Raw genomic sequence first — 13,447 nt, forward strand, 5'->3', positions numbered from 1 at the left:
CTTGATGGGAGACGCTTTGGATCGCCGGACGTCGGACGTCGGACGTCAGGCGTCTGACGTCCGACGGTGAGCGCTTTTAGCTCAGACTGCCCATCATCGATTGCTGGTAGTTCTGGATACCGACCTTCTCAATTAGGCCTAGCTGGGTTTCCAGCCAGTCTACGTGCTCTTCTTCTGACTCTAAAATTTCTTCAAACAAGTCACGGCTTACGTAGTCGTTAACGGTCTCGCAGTATTTAATGCCGTCTTTTAAGTCGGGAATCGCTTTTAGTTCTAGGGCTAAATCGCATTCCAGCATTTCTTTGGTATTTTCGCCAATCATCAGTTTGCCGAGGTCTTGCAGGTTGGGGAGGCCTTCCAGAAACAAAATCCGCTCAATGAGTTTGTCGGCGTGTTTCATTTCGTCGATGGATTCATGGTACTCGTGGTCGGCTAGCTGCTTTAGGCCCCAGTCTTTGTACATGCGTGAGTGCAGAAAATACTGGTTTATTGCGACGAGTTCGTTGCCGAGGGCTTTATTAAGATAGGCAATAACTTTGCTGTCACCTTTCATGGGGCAGATCCTTTATATGGTTGGCAGATTTTCTAAGTGTGGACTGGGCGTGGTGAGTATTCAAGTCTGAGCGCTTCGCGGGAGATGGGAGATGCAAAAGCGCTAGCTTCAGGTCAGGTGCTGTGGGGGGTGACGGAAGTTAGAATAAGTCTTAGGAAAAGAAGCCTAGGCTGCGGCGTAACAGAGGCTTTCGTCGTAGCTATTCAAATAGCTATCGTAAATCTCTCTGGCAACAACGCCGCATTTACCGCATTGGCTGGCTAAATCGAGCGCACGACGCACTTCGCGAAAGCTGCCAGCACCGGCGTCAACGCTGTCGCGAATATGCTTATCTGTAATTCCTTTGCAAAGACAAACGTACATACTGGTCTCGATCTCGGTCAGCACTTTATTGAATGGCAACGATAATGCAAATGAGAATGCTTGTCAATTGTATGTGGGCTTATGGTAATAATAGCTAGAGCCTATGGTCACGATTAGAAAATTCAATGGGATAGATCGGGGGTGGGGTGTATGATTGCCGGTCTGAATAAAGCTTTTATATCTGTATTTTTCAGGTGTAAAAATCAAATCGAACATAAAACCGGAGGTTTATAAACATGGGTGTTTTAGTAGGTAAGCCAGCTCCAGATTTTACTTGCGCAGCTGTATTGGGTACTGGCGAAATCGTTGACAGTTTCACGCTGAGCGAAGCCGCAAAAGGCAAATACGCTTTATTGTTCTTCTACCCACTGGATTTCACGTTTGTATGTCCTTCTGAGCTGATCGCATTGGATCACCGCATGGACAAATTCCGCGAGCTGGGTGTAGAAGTCATCAGTGTTTCTATCGATTCACAGTTCACTCACAACGCATGGCGCAACACCGCTATTAAAGACGGCGGCATTGGTCCTGTTACTTACACCATGGCTGCTGACGTACGTCACGACATTTGCCGTGCCTACGACGTTGAAGCTGAAGGCGGCGTTGCTTTCCGCGGTGCTTTCTTGATCGACAAAGAAGGTCAGGTACGTTCACAGCTAGTTAACGACCTGCCACTGGGTCGTAACATCGACGAGCTAGTGCGTTTGGTTGAAGCCCTGCAGTTCCACGAAGAGCACGGCGAAGTTTGCCCAGCTGGCTGGAACAAAGGCGACAAAGGTATGAATGCCTCGCCAGACGGCGTTGCTGCTTACTTGGCAGAGAACTCAGGCAAGCTGTAAGTTGGTCTGAAGTTCTTTAAAAGCCCGCTACACCGGAAGGTGTAGCGGGCTTTTTTATGCCTTGCCGGCGGGAGATGCTGGATGGGAGACGGGAGACGCAAAGGCAGGATGGCACGAGCTTGAATTTATTGTGTTCTAGCGCTGCTCTGGCAATACTTCATACATAGGGCTGCCACTATGCCATCTACCTCGATCAGCCAATCTTAGCGTACCGTCTCCCGTCTAGCGTTACCCCGCTAGCAAGGCATAAAAAAACCCCGCCGAAGCGAGGTTCTCGAGTCGGGGGACTTTGCGTCTCCCATCTCCCGTTCAGCGTTACGCGAAATTCGCCGCTGCAAATTCCCAGTTCACCAAGTTCCAGAAACCTTCTTCCAAATACTTAGGGCGGGCATTGCGGTAGTCGATGTAGTAAGCGTGTTCCCATACATCGGCAGTGATCAGCGGAGTTTGACCTTCGCGGGCGATCGGGGTGTCGGCGTCGTCGGTGTTAACGATTTCGAGGCTGCCGTCGCTGTTTTTAACCAGCCAAGTCCAGCCTGAGCCGAAGTTGCCCATCGCTTTGGCGTTGAATGCAGTTTTGAAGGCATCCAGTGAACCGAAAGCTTTGTCGATGGCTGCTGCTAGGTCGCCAGTCGGTGCGCCGCCGCCGTTGGGGCTTAGGCTGTTCCAGTAAAAAGTGTGGTTCCAAACCTGAGCGGCTTGGTTAAACATCACACCGCTAGAAGTTTTGATGATTTCTTCTAGGGTTTTGCCTTCAAACTCGCTGCCGGGCAGCAATTCATTGAGTTTGGTCACGTAGGCGTTGTGGTGTTTGCCGTGGTGAAAGTCGAGGGTTTCTGCAGAGATGTGCGGCTGCAGTGCATCTTTGGCATAGGGCAGTGCGGGTAGTTCAAAAGCCATTGGATTCTCTCCTGAGAGTTGTGGGTTGCGCTTGGTAACTTCGGTGTTTAATTTAATACAATTTCTGCAAAATTAGGACCAACGCCAGCCGCCGAGCTGCTGCCAGCGATTGACGATCTGGCAAAATAATTCAGCGGTCTTCAGCGCATCGTAAGCAGCGCTGTGGGCTTCGTTGTTATCGAAGTCGATGTCTGCTAGCTGACAGGCTCTCGCCAGCACGGTGTGGCCATAGGCCAGCCCAGAAAGACTGGCGGTATCCATCACCGAAAAAGGGTGGAAGGGGTTGCGTTTAATGCTGCTGCGTTCGATAGCGGCTAATACAAAGCCAAGATCAAAGTGCGCATTGTGCCCAACTAGCACCGCTCGGGTGCACCCACTCGCTTTTACCTGTTGGCGAATTCGCTTCATCAGTTCGCCCATAACAGTCACTTCTTTCTGTGCCTGTCGCAGTGGGTTATGGGGATCGATACCGGTGAATTCAAGGGCGGCGGGTTCAAGATTTGCCCCCTCAAAGGGTTCGACGTTGTAGCTTACGGTTTCATCTGGCTCGAGTTGACCGGAGTCGTCCATGCGCAGAAACGTCGCAGCAATTTCCAGTACGGCGTCGGTTTGGCTATTAAAGCCGCCAGTTTCAACATCGATAACGACGGGTAAGAAACCGCGAAACCGTTGCGAGATCATTGATTTTTCATCACAAAAGTCCATATGGGTCTCAACCAAGCTGCCAGTGGAGTTGTTCACCACCGCGCAGCGGATAAATAGTATCACTACCCAAGGGCAGTTGTTCAGGCGCTGTCCAAGATTGCTTTAGCAAAACAATGCTGTCGCTATTGCGCTCTAGGCCGTAAAAGTCGGGGCCATAAAAACTGGCAAAGCCTTCGAGCTTGTCAAGGGCATTAGCAGCCTCAAAGGCTTCGGCGTACATTTCAATCGCGGCGTAGGCAGTATAACAGCCTGCGCAGCCACAGCTGGTTTCTTTGCGGTGCTGGGCGTGGGGCGCAGAGTCGGTGCCGAGGAAAAACTTGGGGCTGCCCGAGGTCGCGGCGCTAATTAATGCTTGCTGATGAGTATTGCGCTTGAGAATTGGCAGGCAGTAATAGTGCGGGCGAATACCGCCGGCCAGCATGTGATTGCGGTTGTACAGCAAATGGTGCGCGGTGATGGTGGCGGCAATATTGCTGCTGGCCGCGCTGACAAACTCGGCGGCATCGGCGGTGGTAATGTGTTCGAGCACCATTTTTAGGGCTGGAAATTTCTGGGCGATAGGTGCCAAATGGCGCTCGATAAAGCGAGCTTCGCGGTCGAATATATCAATGTCGGCGTCGGTGACTTCGCCGTGAACTAAAAGCGGCAGGCCATGCTTTTCCATGGCGGCCAAAACCGGATAGAGATTTTCGATGCTGGTAACGCCAGAATCAGAATTGGTGGTGGCGCCAGCGGGATAGAGTTTGGCGGCAAAAACCGTGTCGGATGCGGCTGCCTCGCTAATGTCGGCGGCGGTGGTTTTATCGGTGAGGTATAAGACCATTAGCGGTGTTAATTGGTGGCCCGTCGCTGGTAGGGCCTGCACAATGCGCTGGCGATAGGCATTGGCCTCAGCCAAATTGCGCACTGGTGGGGTTAAATTGGGCATCACAATAACGCGGCCGAAGTAGCGGCTGGCGTCGGCAACGGTGTGGCTTAATACCTCGCCATCGCGCAGGTGAATGTGCCAGTCGTCGGGGCGGGTAATCTTTAGGGTTTGCATGGAAGGCCTTAATCAGTGTCGGCGGGCGCGATGCTGTTTGGCATCGGACCGGAGGGCAATGGCTCTGGCGCAGAATGCTACAGGAATTCGCGGAGCGTATAAACACCCACCGCACAGGCGGTGGGTGTTTGGTGCTTGAAGACCAATTAAAACGCAGTGTCTAGCTAATTCAAAACACTGAAATATCAGGTTTAATTAGTCGCTTGGTTGGCAAACTCGAGCTCCGCGCTATTGGCGGTAATAATGCTATTGCCAATGCCGGGCACCTTGAGTAGATCCTCGGTGCTCTTGAAGGGGCCGTGTTCGCTGCGATATTGAATAATCGCAGCGGCGCGTTTTTCGCCAATACCTTTGAGGGCCTGCAATTCTTCAGCACTGGCGGTATTTACATCCAGCGCGTGGGCAGAGAGCATGGTTAATAATAGGCTGCAAAATAAGATAAGACTCGCCGACCAGCGGCGTAGGAAGGTTTTCATCAGCAAATTCCCTTTTTTGGTAGATGAATGATGTGTACTTATTTCAACCGGCGCAGCTAGGCGCCGGTTGAAATAGTAGGACAGTAGAGCAGTTTTGCAAAGCCTTAAAGAGGCTTAGCGCACCTTAATCTCTGTCCAGAGCTTGTTGGCGAGGCGGCGTTCTTTGGCGTTGCGAGCGCTGACAGTTTCCAGCTTTGCTTGCAGCTCCGGGGTTGGGAAGATTGCGGTAATTTTAAGAATGTCTTCATCAATAAAGGGCGTCGCTGCGGCATTGGGGTTGCCCGTGCCAACGATGGTGGTCAATTCGGCGGCGTTTTGGGGGTCCATCATAAAGTTGATGAACATATGGGCTAGCTCGGGATCGCGGGCTTTCTTGGGAATAACCATATTGTCTAGTGCTAGCACTGCACCCTGCTTAGGCAGTACAAAATTAATGCTGAAATCGCGCCCAGCCTCTGCGGCATCGGCCCGTGCTTGGAACATATCGCTGGAATAGCCGTGCGCTACCCAGATATTGCCAACGGTAAGTTCCTTGATATAGCTCGAGGAGTTAAAGGCCGCCCAATAGGGTTTGGCTTTGAGGATGACCGCCTGCGCTTCTTTAAGGTGCTTCTCGTTGTTGTCGTTAATGGAGTAGCCAAGGTATTTTAGGGCCGCGCCGAACAGTTCTTCGGCATCGTCCATTACGGTGACCTTGCCTTTGATTTTAGCTAACACGGCGGGATCAAAAATAATCGACCAGTCGGCGGGGTCAATACCCAGCTCGGCAATTTTGTTCTCGTTATAACCTACCAAGGTGGTGGTAAAGGCGTAGGGCAGCGAGTAGACATTGCCTGGATCGTAAGCCTTGTTCATGTAACCGGCTGCGGTATTGCCGATATTGCTGAGCTTGGTTTTGTCTAAGGGCAGCAAAAAGCCCTGCTTAATAAGCGCTTCTACCGCATTTTGGGTGGGAATAACCACGTCGTAGTCACCGCCACCGGCCAGCAGTTTGGCCATCATTTCCTCGGTGGCAGAAAAATAATCCTGCACCACTTTACAGCCGCACTGGGCCTCAAAGCGGGCGACGGTTTCCTCGGCTATATAGTCGTTCCAGTTGAATAGGTTTAAGGTTTTATCAGCCAAAGCAAATTGCGAAAGGCACAGCACAAAACAGCACAGTAACTTTTTCACGGTAGCGTCCTTTTTAAAGGGGTAGGGTTGCGGGAGTGCAGGGTTTATTGCCGCAATACAGTCGGCGATATTTTAGATAGCGCGGTAATCAAGGTCAGAGTGACCAACATCAACAGGGTTGATACGGCGTTTACTTCAGGAGTCACTGCAATTTTAACCATTGAATAGATCTCCAGTGGCAAGGTTGAGCTGCCTACTCCGGCAGTAAAGAAGGTTATGACAAAATCGTCAATAGATAATGTGAAGGCCATCATCGCACCGGCGATAATACCGGGCATCAGCAGTGGCAGGCTGATGAGTCGAAAACTCTGCCAAGGGCTGGCGCCAAGGTCGCGGGCCGCTTCAATTAAACTTTGATCCATACCCGCCAGCCGCGATTGCACCGCCAGCGCCACAAAGCCAATACAAAAGCTGACATGGGCGAGGATAATCGACACCATGCCCAAGCTCACATTGAGCAATATAAACATCAGCAGCAGGCTCACGCCAATTAAAATATCGGGCATGGCAATGGGGCCGAGCACTAAGGCTGGCAGCCATTTTTGGCGGCCGCGATGAATGGCCAGTCCCGCCAAGGTGCCAAGCACCGTGGCCATTGCTGCGCTGATGATGGCTATGATCAGTGAGTTACCCGCCGCCCGCAAAATACTGTCGTTGTGAATGAGCTTTTCATACCACTTCCAAGTAAAACCCACCCACTCGGCATTGAGTTTGGAATCGTTAAAGGAAAAGATCACCACCACAGCCAATGGGATATAGAGGAATAGGTACACCAATATTCCGGCGCTGAGCAGGGCTTTGCTAGGCCGCTTATTTGCCATTGTCGGTGCCCGCAGTTCTGCCCAGTTTTGCGGCAAGTAATACCAAAAGTAGGGTGATGCCGGTGAGTACCAGTGACAGCACGCTGCCGAAGGGCCAGTCCCGCGACTCAACAAACTGCTGTTTAATAACATTGCCAATCATAATGCCATTAGTGCCGCCGAGTAGGTCGGGTATTGCGAAAATGCCCAACGACGGAATAAAGACCAGAATCGCACCCGCGTAAATGCCGGGCAGCGACTGCGGCCAAGTGATTAGCCAGAAACACTGAAAGCGATTGGCGCCAAGGTCTTGGGCAGCGTCGAGCAGGCGGCTGTCGTGCTTCTCTAAATTGGCGTACAACGGCAAAATCATAAACGGTAGATGCACATAAACTAGGCAAGTGATTACCGCGGTGCTGCTGAACATCAAACTGATTGGTTCAATGCCGAGGGCGGCAGTGACATGATTTAGGCCAATGGTCAGCGCGCCCTGGGGGCTGAAAATAATCATCCACGCATAAATGCGCACCAAAAAATTGCTCCAAAACGGCAAAATCACCAAGAGCAACAGTAAGTCTCGAAAACGCTTATTGCTGCGCGCAATCATCAGCGCTAAGGGGTAGGCCATGAGGGTGCAAATAAGGGTGGTGAGCAGCGCATAGCCCAAGGATTTAAAGAGGAGGCCGAGGTAGATACTCGACTCAAACAGGCGCAGCCAGTTCTCTAGGGTGAAGTCGAGGCTGAATTGCTCATCTTCCACGTAATACCAAGGTGCCAAGCCCCCGTATTCGCCGGGATAGCGAAACGAGGCAAACAGCATCATTAGGCTGGGCGCGGCAAAAAACAGCAGTAAATAGAGACCTGGTGGCAGGGCCATCAGATTATTGCGAAGGCGTTCGGCGCGGTTTATTAAGGTCTGCACGGGCTTATGGAACCAAGTGGCCGGCGTCGATGCGCCAGGCAATCTGTACCGCATCGCCGGTATCGAAGAGTCGAGTGCGCCCAGGCGCGTCGTTGGCGAGCATGGCCTCAATGAGCACGCCGTTGGCGAGTTCAATAATATAGACGGTGACATCGCCCAAATAGAGCATGTCGTGAACCTTGCCGCTGAACAGGGCTTCATCAGGCTCGGCTTCAAGACTGGCGGCGAGGCGAATTTTTTCGGGGCGCAAAGTTAAGGCGCAGTTGTCTCCACTTTTAAACGTGATTTCAGGGTTGGCGGTGGCAGCGATCTCGCCAAGCCCCGCGATGGCAATATTCACTTTTTGCTCATTGCCGCTAAGTACTTTGGCGTCGAGAATATTGCACTGGCCAATAAAATCCGCCACAAAGCGATTGTCGGGGTAGCTGTAGAGCACCGAGGGTTCGTCGATCTGGCTGATCTCGCCCTTGTTCATTACCGCAATGCGGTGCGACAAAGCCAGCGCCTCACCCTGGTCGTGGGTAACATACACAAAGGTGATACCCACCTCCTTTTGCAGGTTAATCAGCTCGATCTGCATTTGCTCGCGCAATTTGGCGTCTAGTGCCGACAGCGGTTCATCTAACAGCAACAGGCGCGGTCGGTTCACTAGTGCGCGGGCAATGGCAATGCGCTGCTTTTGGCCGCCAGACAGCGCATCTGGGTAGTGCTTGGCTTTGTCGGGTAGGCGCACATCGTTGAGCACTTCCGTTACGCGGTGGGCAATTTCGGCCTTGCTCATTTTGGCCATGCGCAGCGGAAAGGCGATGTTCTCGGCCACGGTCATATGTGGAAAGAGCGCATAGCTTTGAAATACAGTGTGTACCGGCCGTTTTTCGGGTGGCAGGGCGCACAGGGGTTTGCCGTCGAGCAGAATTTGACCGCTGTCGGCTTGGTCAAAGCCGGCAATCAAGCGCAATAAAGTGGTTTTGCCGCAGCCAGAGGGGCCCAATAGGGTGAAAAACTCCCCCGCTTGGATGTGCAAGCTGACATTATTAAGCGCCACAAAATCGCCGAAGCTACGTGAAACTGCATTAATCTCTAGCACGGCGTGGGGGGCTTCCCTTGCAATGTGGAATTTGCGCTATTTTTTTCCGGCAATAGCCCCGCCGTCAATAGCTCAGAGGCCACTCATTTCAATAGTTTTACCGCTTTTGGGTAGATATGGCAGCCAAAGGCAAGCTGGCATGGCGCAGCGGGGCAAAGACCGCTAAAATGGCGGTCTTTTTTTAATCCCGCAGGCACAGCGTTTTGCGGGGGCTTCAGCGGAGTGTTAAATGTCGGATATCAATAAAGTAGTGTTGGCTTATTCAGGTGGCCTAGACACCTCAGTGATTGTCAGATGGCTGCAAGATACCTACAAATGTGAAGTGGTCACCTTTACCGCCGATATCGGTCAGGGCGAAGAAGTAGAACCGGCACGCGCTAAAGCCAAAGCGCTGGGCGTGCAAGAGATTTACATTGACGATCTGCGCGAAGAATACGTGCGCGATTTCGTTTATCCCATGTTCCGCGCCAATGCGATTTACGAAGGCGAGTATTTGCTGGGCACCTCTATTGCCCGCCCGCTGATCGCCAAGCGCTTAATTGAAATTGCCAATGAAACCGGCGCTGACGCTATCTCTCACGGCGCCACTGGCAAGGGCAACGACCAAGTGCGCTTTGAACTGGGCGCTTATTCTCTGAAGCCCGGCATTAAAGTGATTGCGCCATGGCGCGAGTGGGACTTGACCTCCCGCGAAACCTTGATGGCTTATTGCGCCGAGCGCAATATTCCCGTCGATTTTGCCGGCAAGAAGAAAAAGTCCCCTTACTCCATGGATGCCAACCTGCTGCATATCTCCTACGAGGGCGGCAATCTGGAAGACCCATTCTGGGAGCCAGAAGAAGACATGTGGCGCTGGTCAGTTAGCCCCGAAGCGGCACCAGACACCCCAACCTATATCGAAATTGGCTACGAAAACGGCGACCCAGTCACCTTGAACGGCGAGGCACTCAGCCCAGCTACCATGCTGGCAGCGCTGAATAAAGTTGGTGGCGACAATGGCATTGGCCGTTTGGATTTGGTCGAAAACCGCTATGTGGGCATGAAGTCGCGGGGCTGCTACGAAACCCCAGGCGGCACCATCATGTTGCGCGCCCACCGCGCCATTGAGTCGATCACCTTAGACCGCGAAGCGGCTCACCTAAAAGATGAATTAATGCCTCGCTACGCAAAACTCATCTATAACGGCTATTGGTTCAGCCCAGAACGCCGTATGCTACAGGCGGCCATAGATGAGTCACAGGGTTTTGTTAACGGCGTGGTACGCTTGAAACTCTATAAAGGAAATGTGGTCGTAGTGGGTCGCAAGTCTGACAATTCACTCTTTGATGAGAAAATTGCCACCTTTGAAGACGACGCCGGCGCGTATAACCAAAAAGATGCAGAAGGCTTTATTAAGCTAAATGCCCTGCGCTTGCGTATTGCCGCGAATAAAGGCCGCTCTCAGCTGTAATTTATTCGTTGTAAAAAGGGGCCGTTGCAGCCCCTTTTTTGATTTAAGTGACTTTTGAAGTTAAATGATTTTCGTGATGGTGCCTGGTGTAGAAACTCAGTCGCACTGTCAAAACGCCGGATGCGTGTTGGCGCTGGCCTGAATTTGTAAATTGGGATGCTATTGATGATTTTTGAACCGCAGATGTACGGACGTAAATTCTGGGCGCTGTCGCTCGCCATCGGCATCATTGCCACTACTGCCTGCAGTGGCAGCAGCAATAGCAGCGGATTCAGGGGCACCGAACCCAATTCACGGCAGTTTAATGTTGATGAATCGTTGGCCAACGTAACCTTCACTAAAAGCAATGCAGTTGGCAATAGCGTGGCGCTCAAGCTTGCAGTTGGCAGCGGTGCATTTCGGCCGCTGAACGGATCGAATGATGTGTTTTACACCATTACTGATCGCGGCCCCACCATTCCCTGCGCTAATAGTGTGAGCGTAACGGGCCTTGCCAATTTTTGCGATGGTAATGACGGTTCTATATTTGCGTTAAAACAGTATTCCCCACAAATTATTAAATGGCAGCTTAGTGGCATTGGCGCCAAATTGAAGCTTGAGCAGACAGAGGTGATTACCCTCACCGGCAGCAATGGCAGCGCCCTAAATGGTCTGCCAAATAATTTCAGCTCGGCGCGCATTGAAAAAGCCTACGATAACGACGGTGTGGAATTGCTGCCCAATGGCAATGGCATAGACCCAGAGGCCTTGGTTCAGCTTGGCAATGGCAATTTTTGGGTGGCAGAAGAGAACGGCCCAAGTCTGCTGCTGGTTAGCAGCACCGGTGAAGTATTAGATCGTCAGCTACCGGCAGGGATGGGTAGTGACTTAGTAAACGACCCCAATGGCGCGGCTACCTACCCAGTAAGCGACAATATTATTCCCGCTATTTTTGGCAAGCGTAAAGTCGATCGCGGTATTGAGGCATTGGCCCTAAGCCCAGACAGTAAATATTTGTACTTCTTTATGCAAAGCCCTCTGGATAACCCAGACGGCGCTGCCGCCGACTCGCGCATAGTGCGTGTGGGCAAGCTTGAGTTGAACGACGATGGCAGCGCAAAAGCGATGGCTGGCGAGTATTTGTACCAGTTAGATTCACCTTCGCGCTTTGGTATTAAATCGACGGGCGCCGGTGATTTGGCCGCCAATGGCGACTTTGTGGCGCAGAGCGAAGTTACTATCAATGAAGCTATCGCTATTGCTGACGACTACTTAATTGTGGTTGAACAAGCTAAAAAAGTGAGTAAGTTTTATCGTTTGAACTTGGCTAATGCCACCAATATTTTAGGTGAAGTTTGGGATTTTGCGGGGACCACGCCGAGTTTAGAGCAGCAAACTACACTGGCAAATACCAAGTTTATTACCAAGCAGTTAGGCTTTGATTCGCTAACCATGCCGCTGCCCGCTGGTATTGATCCACTGGCTGAAAACATTGAAGGCTTTGCACTGCTCGATGCTAATTTTGGCGTGGTATTGAACGACAATAACTACGGTATTGGCGGTGTAAGCAGCGTTGTTAAAGTGCTGCCAGTTGGCGCCTTTGTTGTTACCGCCAGCGCGCCGGTAGAACCTAATTTAGATTACACAAAGTCAGCGTCTTTTACGGTTAGTGGCGCTACTTACAATATGGGCGCAGCCAAGGTTGTCGCGGCTGATTCCACCAATAAGCGTTTATTTGTAGTGAATGGCCAGAATAAGGCCGTTGATATATTGGATATCACTACCCCGCTTAGTCCGGTACTGGCCAGCCCCGCGAGCCTCGATCTGAATGCAGCGGCAACAGCGGCGGGCGTCAGTATTGGTGAGCCGACTTGGGTCACGATTGGCGGTGCTTACGTTGCCGTAACACTCAATAATATTAACCCCCAAAGCAAGGGTATTGTTGCAGTTTACCTGCTGTCTGATTTGAGCTTAGTGACCACCTTTGAGGTTGGCGCAGCGCCCAAAATGGCTATTTTCGACTTAGTCCTCAATCGCATCGTGGTTGCTAATGAAGGCGTGCCTAGCGATGACTACAGTGTTGATCCCGAAGGCAGTGTTTCTATTATTGATATCAGCAGCGGTGTTGAGTCTGGCGTTGTAAACAATATTGGTTTTAGCGATTTTAATCTTGGTGGTAGCCGCTCTGCAGAATTGCCAGCGGCGGTGCGCATACGCGGCCCCAATGCCAGTGTTGCCCAAGACCTTGAGCCAGAACATATCGCCGTGGGTTTGAGCAATAACAAGTTGTTTGTGAGCCTCCAAGAAAACAATGCGGTGGCGGTTATCAATCTTGCCGACAATACCATCGACCGTATTATTGCCTTGGGTCGCAAAGACTTTGGTGTTGCCGGCAATGAGTTGGATGTGAAAAATGACGGCGTTGCCGACCTTCGCAATTGGTCTGGCGTCTATGGTTTGTATCAGCCAGATGGCATCGCCGCCTATCAATTTGGCAACAAAAACTATTTTGTTACCGCCAACGAAGGTCGTCCGCGCAGCTACTCGGCGTACAGCGAACAGGTTAATGCAAGTAACTTACCGGTTGCTAATAGCAACCCAAGTGCAATCGCTGCTTCAGACACCAGTGCACTGGGCAACCTACAAGTGAGTAGCGAAGACGGCGATACCGACAATGACGGTGAAATCGAAGAAATTACTGCCTTTGGTGCACGCTCGTTCTCGATTTGGAATGAGCAAGGCCAGCTGATGTTTGATTCTGGCGCCGAGCTGGCGCAAATCACCAAAACCGCCCTAGGCGCTAATTTTAACGACGTCGATACCGCCAGCATCAGCAACGGTTCAGGACCAAAAAGTCTTGTATTGGTGTCTAGCCTCAGCCGTATTTATGCCTTTGTAAGTTTGCAGCGCGCTGGTGGTATTGCAATTTACGACATAACCTCACCCTTGGGCGCACAGTTTGTTCAGTACGTGAACAACCGCAACTTTGGTGCAGGAAGCGGCGATGAGGGTGCCGACGGCATCACCACCTTCTTTATTGATAGTACTGCTTATCTCGGTGTGGCAAATGCCAAGAGTGGTAACGTGCGTATACTGGAGCTGAACTCCGGTGTAAGCACCGACTAAATCTTGGCTAACAAGTGTCTTGATGAGGCCAT

13 protein-coding genes are annotated in these 13,447 nt (G+C 51.5%); 3 read left to right on the forward strand and 10 right to left on the reverse strand.

The genetic code is table 11. The annotated features are described in order from the left end of the window. Positions 1–76 precede the first annotated feature (76 nt). The gene (bfr, locus tag P1U47_RS06945) at positions 77–553 is read right to left on the reverse strand and encodes a bacterioferritin (protein WP_301027946.1); all 477 of its coding nucleotides are present in this window, start codon (positions 551–553) and stop codon (positions 77–79) included. Positions 554–718: 165 nt separating this feature from the next. Further along, the gene (locus P1U47_RS06950; RefSeq protein WP_301027947.1) at positions 719–916 is read right to left on the reverse strand and encodes a bacterioferritin-associated ferredoxin; all 198 of its coding nucleotides are present in this window, start codon (positions 914–916) and stop codon (positions 719–721) included. Positions 917–1,152: 236 nt separating this feature from the next. Here P1U47_RS06950 and P1U47_RS06955 point away from each other — a divergent pair, with 236 nt between their 5' ends. Further along, entirely contained in the window at positions 1,153–1,755 is a 603-nt protein-coding gene (locus P1U47_RS06955) for a peroxiredoxin (RefSeq protein ID WP_301027948.1), read from the forward strand. A 315-nt stretch (positions 1,756–2,070) separates the two neighbouring features. On the opposite strand, the gene P1U47_RS06960 is transcribed toward P1U47_RS06955, so the two are convergent. The 8 genes from P1U47_RS06960 to P1U47_RS06995 form a co-directional block, all read right to left on the reverse strand. After that, complete coding sequence (locus P1U47_RS06960) at positions 2,071–2,655, reverse strand: Fe-Mn family superoxide dismutase (protein WP_301027949.1); 585 nt, start codon at positions 2,653–2,655, stop codon at positions 2,071–2,073. Between the two features lie 72 nt (positions 2,656–2,727). After that, positions 2,728–3,360 (reverse strand): ribonuclease T, encoded by a 633-nt coding sequence (gene rnt, locus P1U47_RS06965; protein WP_301028149.1) that lies wholly within the window; start codon positions 3,358–3,360, stop codon positions 2,728–2,730. Positions 3,361–3,367: 7 nt separating this feature from the next. Next, positions 3,368–4,402, reverse strand: a complete 1,035-nt coding sequence (gene pyrC, locus P1U47_RS06970; RefSeq protein WP_301027950.1) for a dihydroorotase — start codon at positions 4,400–4,402, stop codon at positions 3,368–3,370. A 191-nt stretch (positions 4,403–4,593) separates the two neighbouring features. Further along, positions 4,594–4,878: a ComEA family DNA-binding protein gene (locus P1U47_RS06975; protein ID WP_301027952.1), complete on the reverse strand. Its 285-nt coding sequence runs from the start codon at positions 4,876–4,878 to the stop codon at positions 4,594–4,596. Between the two features lie 114 nt (positions 4,879–4,992). Next, on the reverse strand, positions 4,993–6,051 hold the full coding sequence (locus tag P1U47_RS06980) for a spermidine/putrescine ABC transporter substrate-binding protein (RefSeq protein ID WP_301027953.1): 1,059 nt from the start codon (positions 6,049–6,051) through the stop codon (positions 4,993–4,995). 44 nt (positions 6,052–6,095) lie between these two features. Beyond that, a complete protein-coding gene (locus tag P1U47_RS06985; protein WP_301027955.1) occupies positions 6,096–6,872 on the reverse strand; it encodes an ABC transporter permease in 777 nt (258 codons plus the stop codon). Further along, positions 6,862–7,773, reverse strand: coding sequence for an ABC transporter permease (locus P1U47_RS06990; RefSeq protein WP_301027956.1), 912 nt, complete (start codon positions 7,771–7,773; stop codon positions 6,862–6,864). The genes P1U47_RS06985 and P1U47_RS06990 overlap by 11 nt, the downstream gene beginning before the upstream one ends. Before the next feature lie 4 nt (positions 7,774–7,777). Continuing rightward, on the reverse strand, positions 7,778–8,860 hold the full coding sequence (locus tag P1U47_RS06995; RefSeq protein ID WP_301027957.1) for an ABC transporter ATP-binding protein: 1,083 nt from the start codon (positions 8,858–8,860) through the stop codon (positions 7,778–7,780). 229 nt (positions 8,861–9,089) lie between these two features. Here P1U47_RS06995 and P1U47_RS07000 point away from each other — a divergent pair, with 229 nt between their 5' ends. Beyond that, on the forward strand, positions 9,090–10,310 hold the full coding sequence (locus tag P1U47_RS07000) for an argininosuccinate synthase (RefSeq protein ID WP_301027958.1): 1,221 nt from the start codon (positions 9,090–9,092) through the stop codon (positions 10,308–10,310). A 165-nt stretch (positions 10,311–10,475) separates the two neighbouring features. Next, positions 10,476–13,415, forward strand: a complete 2,940-nt coding sequence (locus P1U47_RS07005; RefSeq protein ID WP_301027959.1) for a choice-of-anchor I family protein — start codon at positions 10,476–10,478, stop codon at positions 13,413–13,415. The last annotated feature ends 32 nt before the right edge of the window (positions 13,416–13,447 follow it).

It is taken from the genome of Zhongshania sp. (genome assembly GCF_029212375.1).
GTDB lineage: Bacteria > Pseudomonadota > Gammaproteobacteria > Pseudomonadales > Spongiibacteraceae > Spongiibacter.